The organism is Lentzea rhizosphaerae, assembly GCF_042649515.1.
Lineage (GTDB): Bacteria > Actinomycetota > Actinomycetes > Mycobacteriales > Pseudonocardiaceae > Lentzea > Lentzea aerocolonigenes.
The window spans coordinates 194616-215297 of sequence record NZ_JBHRZI010000010.1; the positions used below are offsets into that span (position 1 = coordinate 194616).

The 20682-nt window shown below is 69.9% G+C and carries 15 protein-coding genes; 5 read left to right on the top strand and 10 right to left on the bottom strand.

Going from position 1 to position 20682, the window contains the following annotated elements; translation table 11 throughout:
* Positions 1-3: 3 nt before the first annotated feature.
* The 3 genes from ACFOWZ_RS07070 to ACFOWZ_RS07080 all read right to left on the bottom strand — a co-directional run bounded on the left by ACFOWZ_RS07070 (position 4) and on the right by ACFOWZ_RS07080 (position 10110).
* A complete protein-coding gene (locus tag ACFOWZ_RS07070) occupies positions 4-657 on the bottom strand; it encodes a hypothetical protein (RefSeq protein WP_382370365.1) in 654 nt (217 codons plus the stop codon).
* A complete protein-coding gene (locus ACFOWZ_RS07075) occupies positions 657-8873 on the bottom strand; it encodes an SDR family NAD(P)-dependent oxidoreductase (RefSeq protein ID WP_382370367.1) in 8217 nt (2738 codons plus the stop codon). Before ACFOWZ_RS07075 ends, ACFOWZ_RS07070 begins: the two co-directional genes overlap by 1 nt.
* 82 nt (positions 8874-8955) lie before the next feature.
* Positions 8956-10110 (bottom strand): class I SAM-dependent methyltransferase, encoded by a 1155-nt coding sequence (locus tag ACFOWZ_RS07080; RefSeq protein ID WP_382370369.1) that lies wholly within the window; start codon positions 10108-10110, stop codon positions 8956-8958.
* A gap of 44 nt (positions 10111-10154) precedes the next feature.
* Here ACFOWZ_RS07080 and ACFOWZ_RS07085 point away from each other — a divergent pair, with 44 nt between their 5' ends.
* Positions 10155-10322, top strand: coding sequence for a hypothetical protein (locus tag ACFOWZ_RS07085; RefSeq protein WP_382370371.1), 168 nt, complete (start codon positions 10155-10157; stop codon positions 10320-10322).
* A gap of 189 nt (positions 10323-10511) precedes the next feature.
* Here the strand turns inward: ACFOWZ_RS07085 and ACFOWZ_RS07090 are convergent, their stop codons facing one another.
* Both ACFOWZ_RS07090 and ACFOWZ_RS07095 read right to left on the bottom strand, forming a co-directional pair.
* On the bottom strand, positions 10512-11294 hold the full coding sequence (locus tag ACFOWZ_RS07090; RefSeq protein ID WP_382370373.1) for an ANTAR domain-containing protein: 783 nt from the start codon (positions 11292-11294) through the stop codon (positions 10512-10514).
* A gap of 240 nt (positions 11295-11534) precedes the next feature.
* Entirely contained in the window at positions 11535-11915 is a 381-nt protein-coding gene (locus ACFOWZ_RS07095) for a helix-turn-helix domain-containing protein (RefSeq protein WP_382370375.1), read from the bottom strand.
* Between the two features lie 716 nt (positions 11916-12631).
* Between ACFOWZ_RS07095 and ACFOWZ_RS07100 the strand changes: the two genes are divergently transcribed.
* Together ACFOWZ_RS07100 and ACFOWZ_RS07105 are read left to right on the top strand one after the other, a co-directional pair.
* The gene (locus tag ACFOWZ_RS07100; protein ID WP_382370377.1) at positions 12632-13486 is read left to right on the top strand and encodes a tetratricopeptide repeat protein; all 855 of its coding nucleotides are present in this window, start codon (positions 12632-12634) and stop codon (positions 13484-13486) included.
* A gap of 569 nt (positions 13487-14055) precedes the next feature.
* Positions 14056-14907, top strand: a complete 852-nt coding sequence (locus tag ACFOWZ_RS07105) for a GAF and ANTAR domain-containing protein (RefSeq protein WP_382370379.1) — start codon at positions 14056-14058, stop codon at positions 14905-14907.
* A gap of 15 nt (positions 14908-14922) precedes the next feature.
* Here ACFOWZ_RS07105 and ACFOWZ_RS07110 read toward each other — a convergent pair whose 3' ends face one another.
* The 3 genes from ACFOWZ_RS07110 to ACFOWZ_RS07120 form a co-directional block, all read right to left on the bottom strand.
* Positions 14923-15336, bottom strand: a complete 414-nt coding sequence (locus ACFOWZ_RS07110; protein ID WP_382370381.1) for a pyridoxamine 5'-phosphate oxidase family protein — start codon at positions 15334-15336, stop codon at positions 14923-14925.
* A 616-nt stretch (positions 15337-15952) separates the two neighbouring features.
* Complete coding sequence (locus ACFOWZ_RS07115; RefSeq protein ID WP_382370383.1) at positions 15953-16888, bottom strand: tetratricopeptide repeat protein; 936 nt, start codon at positions 16886-16888, stop codon at positions 15953-15955.
* A gap of 510 nt (positions 16889-17398) precedes the next feature.
* Positions 17399-17875 carry a DUF5994 family protein gene (locus ACFOWZ_RS07120; protein WP_382370385.1) on the bottom strand — a complete coding sequence of 159 codons (477 nt, stop codon included), beginning with the start codon at positions 17873-17875 and terminating at the stop codon, positions 17399-17401.
* Positions 17876-18160: 285 nt separating this feature from the next.
* On the opposite strand from ACFOWZ_RS07120, the gene ACFOWZ_RS07125 reads away from it, so the two are divergent.
* Complete coding sequence (locus ACFOWZ_RS07125) at positions 18161-18460, top strand: hypothetical protein (RefSeq protein ID WP_382370387.1); 300 nt, start codon at positions 18161-18163, stop codon at positions 18458-18460.
* A 97-nt stretch (positions 18461-18557) separates the two neighbouring features.
* Complete coding sequence (locus tag ACFOWZ_RS07130) at positions 18558-19073, top strand: STAS domain-containing protein (protein ID WP_382370470.1); 516 nt, start codon at positions 18558-18560, stop codon at positions 19071-19073.
* 131 nt (positions 19074-19204) lie between these two features.
* Here the strand turns inward: ACFOWZ_RS07130 and ACFOWZ_RS07135 are convergent, their stop codons facing one another.
* Positions 19205-19945, bottom strand: coding sequence for a GAF and ANTAR domain-containing protein (locus ACFOWZ_RS07135; protein ID WP_382370389.1), 741 nt, complete (start codon positions 19943-19945; stop codon positions 19205-19207).
* Positions 19942-20670 (bottom strand): GAF and ANTAR domain-containing protein, encoded by a 729-nt coding sequence (locus ACFOWZ_RS07140; protein WP_382370391.1) that lies wholly within the window; start codon positions 20668-20670, stop codon positions 19942-19944. The genes ACFOWZ_RS07135 and ACFOWZ_RS07140 overlap by 4 nt, the downstream gene beginning before the upstream one ends.
* Between the last annotated feature and the right edge of the window lie 12 nt (positions 20671-20682).

Here is a 20682-nt window from a genome sequence, read left to right on the forward strand (position 1 = left end):
ACATCACACGCACCCTTCGAAAGAAGACCAGTTCCCCACAAGCGACTGAGCGACCTTGGTGGACCACTCGGGATCACCGATCACGTCGTCCGACGACACCCGGCGGACGTGTTCGGCGAGATCGGCGGAAATGCCCTCACGGGGCAGCAGTTCCGTGGCGCGGACCAACGTCTGCGCGGCCCCGCGGACCACGGTGTGGAAACCTGCCGACACGGTCGCGTCGGGCTCTCGGCCGGTCGCCGCGAACACGTCGAGCATGCTCAGCACCCGCAGCAACGCGGCCTGGGCGGTGAGCACCGCGGTGGCCGCCTCACCTACTTCCCGGCTCTGGCACGCTGCCGCACGGCGGACGAGATCGGTGGCCACACCGACCGCGACGGAAACGAGGAGAGCGGCCCGCACCAGGTACGGCCGGGGCGCGTCACCGCGGTAGCGCTGCGCGAGCTGCTCGGCGAACTCCGCGCCGATGCCGGGTGACGCCGTGCCGAGCGCGGCCAGTCCACGCCCGGCCTGTTCCCAGCCTCGGCGGCCGAGGTCGGCGAGCGGGCTCGCGGTCAGCCCGGCGAGCACCTCGGCGCGGTCGGCGGCCGGGTCGGCCGCCTGCGCGGCCAGCTCGACCGGCAGCACGTTCTGGGTGTAGAGCCAGTTGGGCAGCATCAGCACTCCTGCGCGATTCGGGACAGCGCCGAGGAGATCTCGCCGGCGACGTGTTGCACGGCCGGGTCACCGAGGATCGAGTAGTGGTGGGCGTCGACCTCGACCACGCGGAACTCGCCTGTCACGTGGTCGCTCCAGCCGAGGTCGTGCTCGTCGAACGAGTCGTCCACGCCCATGCCGATGCGGGCGTTGCGCGGTGACGTGCGTCCGGCCCGCAGCAACAACACCGGCGTCCCGGCGGCCAACCGGCTCGCGTGGTGGGCGGCCAGGCCGCGCAGGTGCCGCCCGAACACCTCGTAGCGCGCGGGTGGCACGCTGATCCCGCGTTCGCCCAGCGCCTGCTCCAGCCCGCCTGCGTCGGCGGCGCAGTCGAGGCCGAGGTACGCCTCCAGCGACCGCAGGTACCGCAACCGGACCTCGTCGTCGGTGCGCTGCCGGTCCAGCCCTTCGATCGCGACGATCCGCTCGGGGCTGTTGGAGTCGATCATCACCAGCAGAGCCACCTGCTCGCCGCGGCCGCGCAGCGCACACGCCAGCTCGTGCGCGACGGTGCCACCCATCGACCAACCGCCCAACAGGTACGGCCCGTGCGGCTGATGAGCGCGCACCACCGCGAGATACTGCTCGACCATGTCGGCGATCGACTCGGGTCCGCCGCGCCCTGACAACCCCGGATCGGCCAGCGCGATCACCGGGTTCGCGGCGCTGAGACGCCGGACGAGGTCGGCGTAGCACAGCACGTCGCCACCCGACGGGTGCAGCAGGAACAACGGCGGCCCCTCACCGTCGCGCAACGGCACCGCGATGTCGTCCACCGGAACCGGCTCGTCCGCACGCATCGCGGCGGCGAGCCCGGCGGGCGTGGGTGCGGCGAGGAAAGCACGGGGTGGCGCGCTGCCGCCGTGCTCGCGGGCGAGCCTGCCGAGCATCCGCACGGCGAGCAGCGAATCGCCTCCCAGCGCGAAGAAGTCGTCAGCTCTGTCCACTTCGGACACACCGAGCATCTCGGCCCACAGCGCCGCGATCCGCCGCTCCAGCTCGTCACGGGGCGCGCCGGGCTCGACCATGCCGTGCTCGGTGGCCCGCTCCTGCACCACTTCGGCGCCGTCGGGCAGGTCGACGACCTCGTCCCAGCCCAGTCCGGCGGCGAGTTCCCGGACCGTGCCCACCACTTCGCCGAACAGCCGGTCGACCAGGTCGGCGCCGAAGAGCTCCTCGACCACGGCGAAGTTCAGCACCAGCTCACCGCGCAGCTCGAACACCCGCAGCTCCAGGAACACCTGCGGCGTGCGGATGTGCTGCACGTAGCCGGAGATGTCGATGCTGCCGAGCGGCCCGGCGGTCAGCGGCCGATCGCCGCCCAGTGCCGCGTCCATGCCGATGGTGCTCTGGAACACCACCGGTGCGACCGGCCGCCGCGTGCCGCGCAGCCGCGCCAGTTCACGTGACACCTCGACGCCGCCGACCAGGTTGTGCGCCAGCGACTCGGTGATCTCGTCGCGCACGGCGGCGGCCAGGTCGGCGAACCGTCCGCCGGCCGGGAGATCGATCGACAGCAGCGCGGTCGAGGAGAACGCACCGATCATCCGGTCCACGTCCGGGTGCAGCGGCAACCGGTTGGCCTGCAGGCTGTTCAGCAGGAACCGCCTGCCTCCTGCGAGCCGGGAGAGCGCGATGGCGTAGGCCGTCAGCACGGCCGCGGTCGGGGTGACCTCGTTCGCGGCACAGCGTTCTCGCAACGCCACCCAGTCCGCGGCCGCCAGCCGCGTCTCCCTGGTGGCCATCGCGGTCACGTCCAGCCCGTCTGGGTCGGCGATCATCGGCAGCGCGGGTGCCTGGGGAAGCTGCGGCAGGCGTCCCGACCACCACTCGTGATCGGCCTGCCACTGCTGGGTCCCGCGCACCTCGTGCAGCGCGGTGACGTAGTCGCCGAAGTCGATCAGCAGCGGGGGCAGCACGGCGTTCGGGTCCGCCACGTAGGTCAGCAGCTCCCGATCGAACAGGCCGCCCGACCACCCGTCGACGGCGAGGAGGCTGAACGCCGTGTGCAGCCGCGCCCGCCCGCCCGGCAGCAGGGTGAGCCGCATGTCCAGCGGAGGCCCCGTGGCGGGATCGGGTCCGCGCTCGCTCATCTCGGCCCGGACGCGCCCGAGCCCGGCGGCGACGCCGTCCTCGTCCTCGTCGCGCAGGTCGTACACCACGGGCACGACCTCGGTCCGAGGATCGCCGGCGGCGAGGATGCGCTGAGTGCCGTCCGGCGTGATCCGCATCCGCAGCATCGGCTGGTGCGCGATCACCCGGTTCAGCGCGTCGGCCAGCGCCGCCGGAGCGTTCTGGGCGTCCACATCGGACAGCGGGACGTCGGTGCACACGTGCGCGGAGGAGTAGGACAGCTCCCATTCCCCCTGCTGGCCGACGAAGTAGGCCTGCTGCAACGGAAGCAGGCCGAAGGGCTCGCCCTGTTCGAACCGCCTGCGCACCGACACGTCGAGCGTCCTGCGGGTAGTGCCGCCCTCGCCTCGCGCACGCACCACCTCCGCCACATCGGACAACGTCAGCTCGGCCCGGATCTCGGTCAGCGCGAGCACCACGTCGAGCCGTTGCCGGATGACCGAGGCCATCCGGACGACGAGCAGTGAGTCACCACCGAGCCCGAGGAACGAGACGTCCGCGGGAATCGCGTCACGTTCGAGGTCGAGCAGTTCCGCCCAGATGCCGGTGAGCACCTGGAGCACGTCGTCTCCCTCGGGCTTCTGGCCGGGCGCGGCCGGAACGTCGGCCATGCCGTCGTCGTCGAACGAGAACGACGCGACCTGCCCTTCCAGCACCGGCCCTTCGCCATCGGCGGTCCAGGCGTCACCGGACTCGGCCAGCGCGGTCAGCCACCTGACGTAGCCCGTGAAGGCGGCGTCGGCGTCAGCGGCGGACAGGGACGTCTCGGCCACGTCCCACTGCAGCACGAGTGCGCCCCGGTGCTCGTAGACCTGGTGGTCGAGCCACACCTGCGGGGTCTGGCTCACACCGAACTCGACCGGCCCGAGCCACTCGTGGTCGTGCGGCTCACCACCGAGCCGGTCCAGGCCCAGCATTCCGGTGAACACGACCGGCACGTTCTGCTGCCTGCCGGTGCGGCGAGCCTGCTCGGCGAGCACCTCGAGACCGGAGAACGACCGGTGGTCCAGGTCGTCGAACAGCCGGTGCTGCGCGGCTTTCGCCCGCTGGGCGAACGTCGCGAGCCCGCGGTGATCCGCCTCGAACAACAGCAGTGACGAGAACTCTCCGACCACCTTGTCCACGTCGGGATGCACGTCCGGCCGGTCGAACACGGTGAGCGTGAGACAGAAGTGGTCCGTGCTCGACCACGCGGCCAGCACGTCGGCGTAGGCGGTGAGCAGCACGGCGGTCGGCGTCACACCGGCCTGCGCGGCCTGCTCGCGCACCCGGTCCCACAGTGGCGCGGCCAGAGTGGCGCTGCGCCGGGCGAACCGGGGTGCGCCTTCGCTGTCGCGCACCGGTAGCGGCGGCGCCACCGGGAGCGTGTCGACGCGACTGCGCCAGTACTCGGCCGCCCGCCGGTGCTCGGCGTCACCCCGACGGCGGTCGATCGCCCGCGCGCACTCGGCGAAGGTCGTGCCGATCGGCGGCAGTTCGGCCTGCGGGTTCTCGTACAGCACGCGCAGTTCGCGGTCGAGGATGAGGTAGCTCGCGGAGTCGCACACGAGCACGTCCACCGACACGAGCACCCGGTGCCGGCCGCCGGGCATCCGCACGACGTGGGCCTCGATCAGCGGCCAGCGGCCGGGATCGGCAACGCGGTGCGACAACCGGGCCCGCAACACCTCCAGCTCGTCCACATCGGACAGTTCGTGCACCGGCACGCGGTAGCGGGGCACCTCGGTCAGCACGACGTTGTGGCCGTCCGCGCCGACCACGCATCGCAACATCTCGTGGCGTTCGATCAGCCGGTTCCACGCGTTCTGGTAACGCTCGTGGTCCAGTTCCGAGCAGTCGTGTTCCAGGTAGAAGTGGCATCCGACCTCGCCGAGCGCGAACGCGGCGGACCGGCCGACCCAGTAGGCGTGCTGCACCCGTGTGAGCGGGAACGGTTCCGCTGGACCGGCCGCGACGACCTCGACGGCCTTCGGGGTGACCGGCTCGCTCGTCGTGATGAGCTCCGCGAGTCCCGCGACGGTCGGCCGAGCCAGCAGGTCGCGCAACCGCAGCTCGACGCCGTGGTCGTCACGCAGCCGGGCGAGCACGCGGGTGGCGAGCAGGGAGTGGCCGCCCAGCGCGAAGAAGTCGTCGTCGCGGCTCGTCACCGGACGGCCCAGCGCCTCGCCGAGCACCCCGGCGACCAGTCGCTCCTCGGCGGTGGCCGGTGCCGCACCACCGGACTCGACACGGGTCTGCCGCTGCGCGATGGCCAGCGAGCGGGTGTTGAGCTCCGCCGGTGAGACGGCCACCTGGTGCGGCACGGTCCCCGCCAGGGCGAGGCCCGCCACCCGGAGCAGGGCACGCACCGCGTCCTGCGCGTCGAGCGCGTGCCGCATGGTGATCTCGGCAGCGGCTTCACGTTCCTGGGCGGTGCCGAACCGCCAGCGGTCCCAGTCGACGGAGACCCACCCGGTCGTGCCGGCGGCGAGCCCGTCGAGGAACCGGCTCGCCGCCACGTAGGCACCGAGTCCGAAGCCGCCGATCGTGCCCGCCACCGAGGACATCAGCACGACCGCGCGGGGTCGCGCGTGCGGTGGCAGAGCCTCCACCGCCGCACGCAGGTTGAGCGCACCGGTCACCTTGGGCGCCAGGGCACGCGCCACGACCTCTTCATCCATTTCGGACAGTGCGGCCAGCTCGATCACGACCGGGGCGTGTACGACGAGGTCGATCCTGCCGTGCTGCTCGGCCACGTTCGCGAGCAGTGCGCGCACCTGGCCGGCATCGGTGACGTCGACCGACGGACTGGTGCTGCGGGAGGCGAGCACGACCTCCGCCGGTCCGCGGGCACGCAACGCATCGGCCAGCGCGCGAGCCACGTTGCCGGAGCCACCGGTGACGACGACGACCGGGTCCACGGGCAGTCCGGCGGTGTCAGCCGGCTGCCACGGCTCCCATTGCCGGATCCACCGTTGTCCCGCGCGCAGCGCGAGTTCCCACGATCCTGGGCCGGGACTGGCGAGCAGATCCGCGGTCTCGGCCAGCACGGCGGCGACGGTCGCGGCGTCGGGCTCGTCGTGCGGCAGGTCGACGGTGCGCCAGCGCAGACCGGGCACCTCCTGGGCGAGCACCCTGGGCAGCCCCCGCACACCGGCGGCGACCGGGTCCACGACCTCGTCACCGATCACTCGTTCGCCACGGACCGTGAGCTGCACCAACGGTGTGCCGTCGAGCCGGCCGCACGCCAGCACGGCGTCGTGCAGCGACCCGCCGGAGTGGACCGCGATCACCGCGTCCGGGTCGCCCTCGACAGCAGGCAGGACGGCACGCAACGCTTCCGCCCACGGCCCGTCCCCCACGACGGCCCACCGCCGGTCCGCGGTGACGGGCGCCAGCGGTGCGAGCCTGCGCCACGACGGGACCTGCAGCGGTTCCGCCGCATCAGGCTCGGCCACGACCGGGCCGACCACCGAACCGGTGCGGGCGCGCTGGGGCTCGACCCAGAACCGTTCGCGCTGGAAGGCGTAGCCCGGCAACGGAACCCGCGCCCTGCGGCCGCGGTGCGTGGCGGCCAGGTCCACCGCGACACCGTGTGCCCACAGGGTTCCGGCCGCGTCGAGCAGCGCCGCACGACCATCGGCGTCCTCACCGGCACGCGGGAACGTGGTCACCGCCGCGCGGACGGACTCGCTGCGCGCGGCGAGCGAGGCGATCATGCCGCCGGGACCGACCTGCACCAGGACCGCGTCGCTCTCACCCAGAGCGGTGTCCAGCGCGTCAGCGAAACGAACCGTGCCACGCAGGTGCCGCACCCAGTGCTCGGGATCCACGTTCTCGACCACGGCGCCGGTCAGCGTGGTGATCAGCGGGGTCACCGCGGGCGCGGAGGTCAGTCGTGCGGCGACCGCTCGCAACGCGGGCATCGCGGGCTCGACCAGCCGGGAATGGGCGGCGACGTCGACACCGACGACATGTGACTCGACCCCGCGCGCGGTGAGCGCGTCGCGCAGGACGTCGATGGCATCACTGGGACCGGACACGGCACACGAGTCGGAGGCGTTGATCGCGGCGAGGTCGAGTGCGGGATGCGCGGTCAGCAGGTCCCGCACGTCCGCCTCGCCCAGCGGCACCGACAGCATGGCGCCCTGCGGCAACTCCCCCATCAGCCGCGACCGCTCGGCCACCAGCCGCGCCGCGTCCTGCCACGACAGCACACCCGCGACCACGGCGGCCGCGTACTCACCGACGCTGTGCCCCAGCACCGCGTCCGGCCGCACACCCCAGGACTCCAGCAGACGCGCGGTGGCGAGCGACGCGGTGAACAACGCGGGCAGACCGAGACGCGGGTTCCGTGCGGCGGCTGCCGGATCGAGCAGCACCTCACGCACGTCCGCGCCGGACAACGGCAGCAGGAACGCCGCCATCTCGTCCACTGTGGACGTGAAGACCGGTTCGTCGCGGTAGAGACCGGCGGCCATCCCGGCGTACTGGGCACCGCCACCGGGGAAGGCGAACACCACGCGCGGCGGGGTGCCCGCCGCCTCCACGACCACGGCCCGGCGCAGTGCCACGGCGGCGTCCTGGCCGGGCGCGACCGCCACCGCGGACCTGACGGCCAGCTGCCGCCGGCCGGCCAGCGTGTGCGCGACGTCGGCGGCGGGCGCCGATGTCACGGCGTCCGCGAGTGATCGAGCGGTGGCACGGCAGGCCTGTGCGGTCGCCGCGGAGACCACGAGCACCTGAGCGCGTTCGTCGCGGTCCGGCTCCGGCGCCACCGGAGCCTCCTCGAGCACGACGTGACAGTTGGCGCCACCGATGCCGAACGAGCTGACTCCCGCGCGCCGCACCGGGACGCCTTCCCACGGTTCGGTGCTGCCGACGAGCCGGAACGCCGAGCCCTCCAGTTCCAGCGCGGGGTTCACCGGATGCCCGTGCAGCGACGCCGGCAGCGTGCGGTGCCGCAACGCCTGGACCACCTTGAGGAACCCGGCGATGCCCGCCGCCGAGTCCGCGTGCCCGATGTTGCCCTTGACCGAACCGAGACCGCACCACGGGCGCTCGGCGTCGCCGAAGACCCGGCGCAACGCCCGCACCTCGATGGGATCCCCCAAAATCGTCCCCGTCCCATGTCCCTCCACATAGGACACGGAGCGAGGGTCGACGTCACCGACCGCCAGCGCCTCGGCGATCGTGCGCGCCTGCCCCACCGGTGACGGGGCGGTGAAGCCCGCCCGGTCCGCGCCGTCGTTGCCCACGGCGGATCCGAGAACCACGGCGTGCACGTGGTCGCCGTCGGCCAGCGCGTCGGAAAGCCTGCGCAGCACTACGACACCGGCGCCCTGGGTGAAGACCGTGCCCCTGGCCTGCGCCGAGTAGGGCCGGGTGTGGCCGTCGGCGGAGAACGGCCCGTCCGGCACGTGCAGGTGGCCCAGCCCCTGCGGCACCCGCAACGACACCCCGCCCGCCAGCGCGGTGTCGCACTCCCCCGCGAGCAGCGCCTGCGCCGCCACGTGCACGGCGACGAGCGAGGTGGCGCACGTGGCGCCGACCGCGACCGCGGGCCCTTCGAGACCGAGCCGGTGCGCCGTCCGCAGCGGCAGGTAGTCGGCCACGTTGCCGGTGTGCAGCCCGAGGTTGCCCGCGGGGTCCGCACCGCCGAGCGGGTCGAAGCGGTGCCCGAGGTTGGTCATCAGGTAGGCCGAGAGCGCGGCACCCGCGAACACACCCGTCACGCCGGCACCCGACCCCAGCCCGGCGTGCTCGAGCGCGTGCCAAGCGCACTCCAGGAACACCCGTTGCTGCGGATCCAGCAACTCCGCCTCGGCGCGCCCGATGCCGAACGGCGCCGGGTCGAACCGGTCCTGGTCGGACAGCAGGCCACCCACCGGCACGTAGGCCGGGTTGCGCCGCAGCCCGGCGGACACTCCGCGCTGGGCCAGTTCCTCGTCGGTGAAGCGGGTCAGCGATTCCCTGCCGTCGACGAGCAGCTGCCAGAACTCCTCGGCGTCACCAGCTCCGGGAAAACGACAGGAGAACCCGACGACAGCGATGGACTCGCTCACGAACTCACTCCCAGGCGACGACAGCCGTCACCCGGACAGGTGACGGCTGCCTCAGCCTTACGGAAACGACAATCGTTGTCAATTAGCGTTCTGCGGAAAACACGTGCTGCCCGATGCGGCTCAACGGGTGATCGGGGCCCGGCACGCACAGAAGATCCCGGAATCCGGCTGCGGCGAGCTCGTCGAGCCACTCCTGCCGCGTCGGGAAGATCCGGTCCGTGCCCGCCCGGAAGTCCGCGAAGTCCGCCTCCGCGTCACCAGCCGGCGGCGACATCAGGAACTGCATCGACGTCATGAGCTGATAGTGATCCCGGCACGTCTCGATGAACACCAGCCGCCCGTCCGGCGAGAGCAGTTCGCGGATCCCCCGCAACACCCGCCCTGCGTGCCGCGCGTTGTGCAGCACGTTGGCCGCCAGCACGAGATCCACCGATCCCGGCGCGCATCCCTGCTCGACGGCGCCGCGATTGAGGTCGAACAGGCCGTAGCGCACCCACGGCCACGACGCGAACCGCTCCTTGGCCGCCACCAGGAAGAACCTCGTCACGTCCGTGAACAAGTAGTCGACGTCCAGCCCCACCAACTCCGGCAGCACCTCCGCGGTCGTCCCGCCCACACCGGCCCCGATCTCCAGCACGCGCACCGTTGCGTCGCGCCGCTCGGCGAACTCCCGCATCACCGCCGCGGCGGCGCTGTTGGTGTACCTGCTCGCCAGGTTGCGCCGGTACACGTCGTCGGCCACATCGAGGTCACCGTCGGCGAACAGCAACGCCTGCAACGAGATCTCGTCCCGCAGCAACTCCGGCAGGTAGGACACCGCCTGCTGGAAGAACCGCGTCAGCCCCGGCCCGTGCGCGAACCCCCGCGCCACCAAGTCGAGGCGGCCACGCGCACCCTCGACCTCCGCAGCCTCCACCCGGCGCAGATTCCGGTACCACCCCTCGCCGTCCCGCTCGATCATGCCCTCGCGCTCGAGCGCGTCGAGCCACCGGCGCACGATCCGCACGTGCCGGGGCGCGACCTTCATCGCGTCGCGGATCTCGCGGAGATCGTGCACCGCGCCGGGCGCCTCGAACAGCCCGTGCCGCCGCAGGGTGTACGCGATCGCGAGCAAGGCCGCCTGATCGAGCAGGTCGGCGAGATCGCCGAGCGAGGCGAGGTCCGCCCCCGCCACCGCTGCCTCACCGGCCGCCGCGGCACGCCGGGCCAGTTCTTCCACCACGCCTCCCGAAGTCATCAGGAGGCGATACTAGATCGACAATGATTATCGTTACAACAAAGGTGACGATGAAGGCGAGAAATCTCGCCGCCGACCTCGGAACGCGGATGGAGTCCCTGCGCTTCCTGCTACGCGACCGCGATGCCAAATACGGCAAGACGTTCGAAGCCGTGTTCCAGGCCGAGGACCTGCGCGTGATCAAGAGCGCGCGCCGCAAACGCCTCAGATGAACGCCCACTGCGAACGCATCATCGGCAGCATCCAGCGCGAGGTCCTCGACCACTGCTGGACGCGGCCAGGACCGCGCGAATGATCTGGCAGGCTGAGCGTTGTCGTTGAGCAGCCAGCGGCCGCGCGGGTCCGGTAGCGCGGTGCGGGACCGCCCCCTGGCGGCTCGCACCGCGCCCACCACAGCCAGTTCAGCTTTTCCTCACCGAGGCGAGCATGCTCCGCACGATCTCGCGCAGCTTGATGTTCTGGGTCTGTGAGCGCTCGACCAGCATTGCGAATGCCTCGTCGGCGCTGCACCCGTGCACGGCCATCAACATGCCCTTGGCCTGGTCGATCTCGGCGCGGGAGTGCAGCGCGGTTTCCAGCTGCGTCAACCTGTTGCGGGTGTTCTGCCACAACTGGGAACTGGTGATCGCGGTAGACACAGCGGTGGTGAACAACCGCATCAAGCTCTCGTCGAACGGGTCGAAGGCAGTGTCGGTGACGCTGTAGAGGTTCAACGACCCGACCAGCTTGTCACCGTCAGCGCTGGTCACCAGCAGCGGCACGGACAGGTAGGCCGAGATGTCCAGTCGGCGGGCCGTGTCCTCGAACTCCGGCCAGGCGTCGTGGTGCTGGCCCACCACCGCGCGGACGGCCTGCCGCTCGGTCGCGGCCTGCAGGCAGGGACCGCGATCGGCGCCGTACTGCACCTGGTCGGCCTCGATGAGGCGGTCCTCGGTCGCCGCCGCGGTGTAGACACCGTCTTCGGTCACCACGGTGATGGTGACCCCGTCTGCGTCGGCGATGGCGCGCATGGCGCTGTCGGCCAGCCGGTTGAGCACCTCGTCGAGCGGCTCCGCGAGAGTGAAGACCTCACGCAGGGCCTCCAGTGCGTCGGCGGCCTCGTCGAGCCGCTCCACCGGGTCCGGACGCCCGTTGTCGGGTCTGTCCTGCTCGTCGTCAGCACTCCGCGCCTCGGATCGCTCCATGCCCGCTGCCTTCTGTCGGCCTCACTGATGAGGCGGCGATGTGACAGGCGAATCGTAGAGCTCCCGGTGCGACCAGCTGATCCACGAAGCCGCACAGCACCAGGACCGCCAATGACACGACGGCGCGCCGGAAGGGCGAGCCAGAGCGATCGACAGCGCTCGCAGCGCCGCACCAGCTCTGCCCCTCATCTTCGTGGCCAGCGTCCGGCCGCTCCAGTTGTAGCGGCCTTGCCTGCCCGGTCACACACCTCGCAGAGGTGGGTACGGCTCGTCGGGATTGTGCGAGGGCTGCGATGCCTGGGTGTTGAGATTCCTGGCTTCGTCGAGCTGGTCTTCCAGGGTGACGATGCGGCAGGCGGCGTCCAGGCCGATGCCCTCGTCGACCAGTGCGCGGACTCGGGCGGCCAGGCGCAGCTGGACGCGGGAGTAGCGGCGATGCCCGCCGGCGGAGCGCTGGGGCTCGATCAGCTTCTGCTCGTCGAGGCTGCGCAGAAAGGCCGCGGTGGTGCCGAGCATCTCCGCGGCGCGGCCCATCGTGTAGGCCGGGTAGTGGTCGTCGTCGAGGTTCTCGGCCGCGGTGTGCGGCTGGGTGGGTTCTGACTGGGGTGTTTCAGGGGTCATCGCGCCTCCGCATCACGAGGGGCCCCGATGCGTAGTAGCACCGGGGCCCCAAGGGTTGTGGGTTTCACTTCCATCAACCGGCTGTGAAGCCGGTCTTCTTCATCCGCGTGACCCGCTCTGGAGACGAGACCTGCGGGGATCGTTGCTTGTGCTTAACCGAAGACCACCTGCCAATCTCGATGGAACTGCGGTACCCGCCCGGCGAACTTCAGCCGGAGGCGGGCGATCCGATGGCGTGCAACCCTTCCCTTCTCCTCTGTACTGACTGTTTCCTGCTTCCAGCTCGACCGCCGACACCGGCTCTCTTGCACCGCCGGTAACGCCTGGCCGTCTTGCACTTGCTGGGTACTGCGACTTGCACTTGCCATCTCACGCGACTGCCGGCTCCGGATGGCGCGTACTGCGTTCGTGCTTCCGGTACTGCGTTGCCGGCCGTCCTTGGCCACCCACCGGAACCCCCAACTGCTGACCGGTTCCGGCGCGGTCGGCCGTCTTGCACCAGCTCACGGGTAGTTCGTCATCTCCCGTGCCGATGTGACGTTCTCTATCTCTCGACAGAGAGAACACTACACACCGACAGGGACGAATGTCTACTTCAGCCAGTACAGATTTTCTCGATCAAGAGACACAGGCGTGCTGACCTGGCCGTTCAGCGTCCCTGCGGGGCGCGGACCATCGCACGTGGGCTAGCCTTCGCACAGATTGAGGGTGACCAGATGAGTGAGCCTGACTTAGGCCCGTTGAGCCGTCATGGCTCTGAGTTGCTCGACAACAGCACCGACCAGGCGCCGCACGAGCGGGCGATCGAAGTGCTCGAACAGGCTGTCGCGGCAGGGGAACCCGCTGCCGCCCGGTTGCTGGCCCGCGGGTATCTCGACCAGGGCCGGCTGATCGAGGCGCAGGAGCTGCTCGCTCCTCTGGTCGCGGCTGGACGTGACGATCTCGCTGATGTGCTGGCCGACGTGCTGGCCGACCTCGGCCTGACCGAGGACGCGGAGAGCGCGTACCTGGTGGCCGTCGCCGCGGGTGACAGCAAGGCGATGAACAACTTCGCGTTGTTCCTGGCCGAGCAGAGCCGCTTCGACGAGGCGGTGGAGATGTTCGAACGTGCCGTGGAGCTGGGCGACACGCTGGCCCCGGCCAATCTGGCCCGTACGCATCTGCACGACCGGCGCGACGTCGTCAGCGCGCTCGCCGTCGCCGAGCAGCACCTCGACACGGCCAGGCCGACGACCTACTGCGCACTCGCCGAGGTCTACGCCGAACTCGGGCGCCTGGATGAAGCCGAGCAGTTGCTGCGCACGGCCATCGACCTGGACGCCCAGCAGGCGCACATCGACTACGCCGAGTTCCTGCACCGCCACCGCAACGACCTCGTGGCCGCCGAACGCGAGTACCGGCTCGCCGCAGAACTGGGCGAGCCTGCGGCCGGCTACCACCTCGGCGCGTTCCTGCTCGATCACGGCGACGAGGACGAAGCCGCCGACGTACTGGAAAAAGCCGCCTCGTGGGGCGATCTCGACGCACGACGGCTGCTGGACACCGAGTTCGAACTCGTCGCCGAACCGTAAAGGTCGAACAAAGACGAAGCGGATCCAGCTGGGCAGCGTAGCCGCGCCCATCGGCTCGACGCCTGCTCCAAACCAGGCGTGAAGCCCCCTGTCGGACACCACATCAAGGGGGGACCTCATCGCGACCGACGACCTGGGTTCGCGGTGTCGGCCTTGTAGTTCTTCACTCTTAGGCGGTCCTGCACCGCAGCGGAGCTGGCCGATGCGACAGTCGACGTGGTCAGCGGTGCGGCCGATGTGGCCGCGATCGCCGCTGTCTCCGCGGCGGGCGCCACCCGACGGAATGACCGGGCCTTCCCGGCATCGCCCGACCGGCAGGTTGTCCGCGCAGCCCGCAAGGAGCAGCATCGTAGTCGTCCATCACCCACGTTGCGCGGTGCCCGGACGCTGCCCTGGACCCTGGCGGCCTCACCCGCGCCTCGGAAGCCGAGGCCAAGGGATCCACCACCATGCCCCAGCAAGTGCCTGTCCCGGTATCTCGACCGGCCGGGCCCGTCCCGCTGAACCAACCTGAACCCCACCCGCACGGCGCACCCTCCGAGCGCCGGATCGATGAGGTCCTCAGCCACGTGGTGCACGAGCTGTACGCCGCAGGCCTTGACCTGCACACCGTGCTCGGCCTGCTCCACCGCCACCGACGGCTCGCCGAAGATCGGGTACAGGCCGTCATCACCAGGCTCGACGACACCATCAGCACGATCCACCAGACCGGCGCACGACTCGCATTGGCGCGAGCAGCGCCCACGATCGACGCGCTGATCGCGCTGCCGGGTGGTATCGATCTCGCCCACTACCTGCACACGCTGACGCGGCATTGTGCGGGACTGCTGGACGTCGACGCGGCGGCGATCGTTCTCACCGGCCAGGACGTGGCTGCGGCAGGCCAGGATGCGGCCACAGCGCGGGAGCTGTGCCAGCTGCACGAAGGGCCGAGTCACGACACCTGCAACACCGGGCAACCCGTGACCGTTGCCGACCTGGCGGCAACGAGCCGCTGGCCGCTGTTCACCACACGGGCACGGACTGCGGGTTTCCAGGCCGTCCACACCCTGCCACTTTCTTTCGCCGGCACGCCGCTGGGTGCCTTGGCCTTGTTCAGCGTCTCCGCACACGAGCCTTCTGCCGGCGAAGTTCAACTCGCCGAGGGGGTGGCCGACTTCGCAGCCTTCGCCATCACCTGTGACGGGGTGCTGCGTCAGCGCGATTCGCTCGCGGAACAAATTCGCACCACGCTGGTCGACCACGCCGTTGTCGACCAGGCCAAAGGGGTTCTCGCCGAACGCCACGGCCTACCCGTCGACGCAGCGCAGAGCGTCATGAACACGCACTCCGACCTGCACGACGTGCACCTGATCGACACCGCCCAGGCGATCGTCGACGGCACCGCCGACCTGTCCGACACCGTGCGCCGTCTTCGATGACTCCGGCCGCAACGTTCAGTTGCTGGCATGCTCGGCGAGCTCGAACCCGGCGATCAAGTGCGGACGGATCCTGATCACCTGGTCCTGGTCACCGATACCCCATGGCCGCAGCACGCGCTCGTAGCGCACGACGTCGCGAGCATCGGTGACCCACTCCGCGAGACCCGTGATGATCACGCTCCACCCCAGATGCGTGTGTGGGTCGATCGCGTCCGCCTCGTAGGTGACCACCGTGCCCGTTGGCGCCAGCACCGTTGCTGCCAGCTGCGTACGGATGATCACAGCGCCGTCGTCGACGATGTGGTTGACGAGCCGGATCGCCGGCAGCGCGTGCTGTGAGAACACCAGACGACCGAACGACGTGCTGGCGAGCAGGTTCATCGACTTCAGCTCAGGCAGCTCCCGCAGGTGGCGCGACTCCGCCGCCATGAAGGTTCTCCATCCGTGCCGGAGTGATCGATCGGCGATGACTGTTGTGGCGCTGGTGGAGCACAACCGAGACGGCAGCTCGGTCTTGCCGCGTTCAGTGCCACGCCCGCCTCCACCGCTATCACGTGGTCCGTCGACCGCACTGACATCTGCACCCTGCAGCGCAAGGCGTCGAGCATGGAGGAGGTGCCGGCCGGCACCTCCTCGCAAACCTGCCCGGCGGTCTCGGGCGACTTGGTCGTGCCGTCCGGCCGCGAGGAGCGTAGCGACGTGCAGGCAATGAGCGGTCACCGATGCGTCTGCGCACTGACGTCATACGGCGTTGTCGGGGTTGTTCGAGAGCAGCTGTGCAACATCCGCTATCAACCTTCTGCCTGCGTCGCGGGGGCGGATCACGCTGGGAAACCCTGCCCTGGACGGTGAGGGCATCGTGCAGCACCTCGAACGCTTCTGGCCGAATCGCTCCGTACCTCTGCAGGGGTGGAGCCCAACACCAGCGCCGCCTGTTCTGCGGACAGACGATGGACGATGCTGGGCCTCAAGGTGTCACGTCGGCCGTCCGGGAGCGCCGCCCGCAGCAGGGCCGGGCGGCGAGGGTCAGGCTGAAGCGGCTCGCTCACGAGGCTTCCGACGAAGCCGTCGTGTTACCGCCGTCGATCTGCTTGGCGAGATCCCGTGCACCGGCGTGGGTACGGTGCTTGCGCGCGTGCGAGGCGAGCGGGCGCAAGCGATCGCGCACGCGTGCCGAGCCGACGGCTCCGGCTGACATCAGCGCCCGCATTCCGGTGTTCACACCAGCGTCAGTGTCCCCTGAGATCAGGTGACTGGTCGACAGCAGAATGAGGCTGAAGGTGCGGCTGCGGGCCATGTCGTCGCTGTAGTCATCGATCGCAGTGGTGAGCAGTGGAACAGCGGTCCGCGCGTGACGTGGTCCCGCGGTGTCGGCCAGGTCCGTGTAGACCGCCCCGGCCAGCGCCGACAGGTCGCCGGCGGTGAAGAACGCCGCCCAGCCGGCCGTGCTGGTGTGGTCCGCGGCGGCGAACTGTTCCTGACCGCGGTCGAGCAGCGTGCGGGCCTCGTGCTCGGCGCCCTTCTTGGCGTACGCCCACGCCGAGTTCACCGACAGGATGCTGGCGTCGAGCTGGTCGCCGGACCGGCACGCCGCCAGCTGGCCGAGGTCGAAGTACCGCAACGCCTCGTCGGGGTGCCCGTGGTGCAGGTGAACGCGGCCGAGCCGGTAACAGACGTTGGCGGTCAGCCTGTCATCGCGGGCCAGCCCGGCCAACACCAGAGCGTGAGAGAAGTGGTTGTGGGCGCTGCTGACCAGACCGGCGTCGAAGCAGACCCAGCCCGCCAGATTCCGCAGGTCGGCCACAGCGACGTGAAGCCGTCGCCGCACCTGCTCCGGCACCGGCACGGCGAGCAGCGGAACGCTTTCACGGATCCGGTGCCGAACGCCGTCGAGACAAGACTCACCGCCGGATCGGTAGTCGGACTCGCGGAGGGCGCGGGTGTCCTCTTCCAGGCGCGTGACGTCGGAAAGACCGATCATGGCAGGCAGCACTCCTGACCGGAGCTGGTGGTGGAAGTGGGCACCGCCGGGACCGGAGCGGCCGAACCGTCACCTGGCCGAGCCAGGCACACCACACAGCCTAGTGCGGTCAGCGTGCACGCTCCGCCGCTGTTCGGCCGCAGCCGGAGCCCGTACGGGTCCAGTAGAGCGGCACACCGGCATCACCTCGCCCTCGGCCCGATCAACCTGGTCGCCCCGGCTCGGCGTGACCACCAACGCTGACGAATCGGTCCAACGTGGCGCTGAAGTCGTCCTCCACCAGGCGGGTGATCTCGACGAGCTCTTGCGCGATGGTGATCATGCCCTGGTCCATCTCCACAGTCTCACTGCTCCTACCCACCTGGTGCAGGCATCTGCGTCGGAGAGCTGAGCGCGCAGTCCGTTGCCGACGTGCACGACGTCAGCCGCACGCTCCGGTGCGGAGGCCGATGCCGCGGGCAGCCCGGTCGGCGAGCAGGCGGTGCGGGCCCGAGCGGACGCTTCGGATCATCAGATGTGGCCGCCTTCGGTCTCCCAGCGTTCTTCAGCCGGCTCGGCCGGGCGGGCGCTGGGAATGAACACAGGGCTGAAGTGGCCGGTTTCCAACGGCACGCCGTTGGCGGCCAGGATGTCCGCGACGCTCGCGGTCGACTCGCGGTCAGCGGCCGATCGCAGTGCCGCGCGCGCCGCACCTGCCGGGACGCCGGGCGGCACGACGAGCAGGCTGACCCGCCGGCGGTCGGATCCGATCACCACGACGGTGTGCGGGTCGATCGATCGGAAGCCTTCGAACCGGACCACGCGGCCGTCGACGGGTGATTTCCGGGCGGCCGCGCCCCAGGTGTCGAGGTGGTAGGAGATGCGGTTGACCGGACCGACCCACGCGGCGAGCGCGGCGACCAGCTCGGGGAACTCGGCTGCTGGGTCGTCCGACCAGGGCCACCAGCCTCCGGCGATGGTCCCGTGTACCGCTCCGGCCGGTTTCATCTGCAGACGCACCCCACGGCCGCGCCGGTCTGTCGGTGCTGTGCGTGCAGGACTGAGCTGATCCGAGATCATCTCGGCGCTCCTGCCTCCGGCCCACCCGATGAGTGGTGCCGGGGATTGATCGTGCGCCCGAGGCGGCGCCAACGACACTGCGGCACTCGTTCGCCTCTGGTGTCCTCAGCCTACGCCGAGAACCCCAGGGCGGCGCTGGTCACGACTCCAACACCACCTGTCATGGGACACGGCCTCGCCGTTTGATCGTGCGAGCGGCCGACCTGAGGCGCGATGATCGAACGTTGTTCGGACAAGCGAGTACTGTTTCAGGAAAGTGCCCTGGACCCCGGCATGACGGTATCCGACCGAGGGGGCACTTCCATGGCGCATCTCGATCAGTTTCCCGTTCCCGCGCCGGTCGCGGGGATTGCGGAACCCCATCAGAGCACGGCAGCAGCCATCCTGCGTGCTGCCGGGCTGGGCCTGTTCAGCGCGGCCGAAGCCGACCTGATGATCGACCGGATCCGCGCGCTCGCCATCAGGTATCCAGCGGAAGTCCTTCCAGCAAGTCCTGATGGGACAGTCACGTGACTGCTACGTCTGCGAACTTGTCGGTCTGTGTCGATGGGCAAGTCGCTCGACCAACCGGCCGGGCGCAACGCTGTCCTGATCAAGGAGATGCCCCGTGATGCCCCTCCTCCAACGCGCGCCGACGGACCATCCCGCACACACGGCCGCTGTCCAGCCAGAATCCCGGCCAGGTCTGGAGGTTCCAACCGTTGCGGTGTCCCCGGCCCAGCCCGATGCGGTCGTGATCGCGGTGCGTGGCGAGGTGGACTCGTGCACAAGCCCGCTGCTGCGTGATCGTCTCCTCGAGCACGTGCGGCCCGCCTGCCCGCAACTGGTGGTGGACCTCACCGAGGTGAGCTTCTTCGGAGCTGCCGGTCTCACCGTCCTGGTGATGGTCAGAGAAGCGGCAGAGGCAGCCGCCGTCAGGCTGTGTCTGGTGGCAGGCACACGCGTGGTGCTGCGGCCACTTGTGATCACCGGGCTGGACGAGGTGTTCGACATCATCCCCGACATCGCCCATGCCCAGCTGCGCCCGGATGACGTTGCCGTGCAGAACATCGATGTATCGCTTGACGATGACGGCGTTCAGAGAAGCTACGCGGGCCCCGGTTCGTCACCAACACTGATCACATGATCGTGGTCAGCCAGGCGCAGAACGAGCATCATGAGGCACAGTCCTCTGTGGATGTGCACGCTGATGACTGTCCACTGCGGAATCCTGTGGGTGTGCCGACTCCACATCGTGCCAGTGCCTCTCCACTGGAGTTACCGGGGTTCGTTGATCCTCGTCAGTTCGGCGACCTCAGGTGACCGCGCGATCACTTGTTCTGCGACGTCCGACAGCAGTCGGTCGCTGTTGCGAGCGTAGTTCCGCATCAGGGAGAACGCGTCCGCGACATCGATCTGGAGGCGTTCGGCCAGGATGCCCTTCGCCTGCTCGATGGTGACGCGGCTGTTGAGCGCGTTCTGCAGTTGTTCGGTGACCATCTCGCTGTGCCGGAGCGCACGGAACTGGAGGATGCTGATGGTCGCGACGTTGGCGAAGGACTGGGCCAGCTCGACCGCGTCCGCCGGGATGCCCCCTGGCGAGGTCCGGAACAGGTTCAGCGCGCCGATGACCTGCTCGCGCAGTCGCATCGGCACCGCGTGGATGGCGGAGAACCCCTGTTCGCGCGCCGCGACGGCGAACCGGGGCCAGCGCTGCGGCTCTTCGCTCAGGTCGGGGCACGCCACCGGCTGCCCGGTGTGGAAGCAGTCCAGGCACGGTCCCTCCTCGTCCTGCAGCTGGAACAGCTCCAGCAGCCGGGCCTGCTCCGTGGACGCGGCCACCAGGTTCAGCGCACCCCGCTGGTCGGCCAAGAGGATCCCGACCGCGTCGACCTCCAGCAGTTCGACGCAGCGTTCGGTCAGGGTGTGCAGGAAGTCGATGGCGTCGAACCCCAGCACCAGCGTGTCCGCCAGCTCGACGAAGGTTCGAGCGATCCGCCGGTCCAACACGTGACTCACCTCTGTTTCTCATGGTTGGTATCCGGGGTGAATCTCAGTCTGCGCGCAACCACATCGGCTGCCACCTCCGACAGACGACTTCCGCTGAGGTAGGCGTGCGCCCGCAACCGGAGGAACGCCTCACCGAGATCGGTGTCCAGCTGCACCGACACCATGCCCGTGGCCTGGTGCACCACCGCCCATCGTCGATCTGGCTCGGAATGCGGCAGGTCGGCGGCTTCCAGCGCGGGCAATGTCGCGGACCTGCCGAGCAGCAGCGTTGTCGCCGTGTCCGCGAACAGCAGCGCGTCCGCGAGCTCGTCCGCGGACAACGGGTCGGCGACGTCCCGGCAGATCTCCAGGGCGCCCAGCGCGATCGCCCCCAGCGTCAGGGGGATCACGAAGACCGCCGCCACCCCGGCCGCGACCGCGGCCGGTGCGAACATGGGCCACCGTTGCGTACTCCACCCGCCGGCCAGGTCGGATACGAACACAGGACGGTTCTGCCGCACGGCCTCCGCCACGGGCCCCTCGCCCATCGTCACCTGCAGCTCGGCCATGTCGTCACCCGCAGTTCCGACGACCTCGAGTGGTTGAGCGGCACCGACCAGGTAAACCGCGACGCCGACCGCGTCGAGACCGATCCGGCAAGCAAGGCAGACGTGGCGGACACCGACGGGCTCCTGGTCTGCCGCGGCGATCTCATTGATCACCAGAAGTATGTCGAGGTGCCGATTCGTGCCCATGTCGGTCACTCC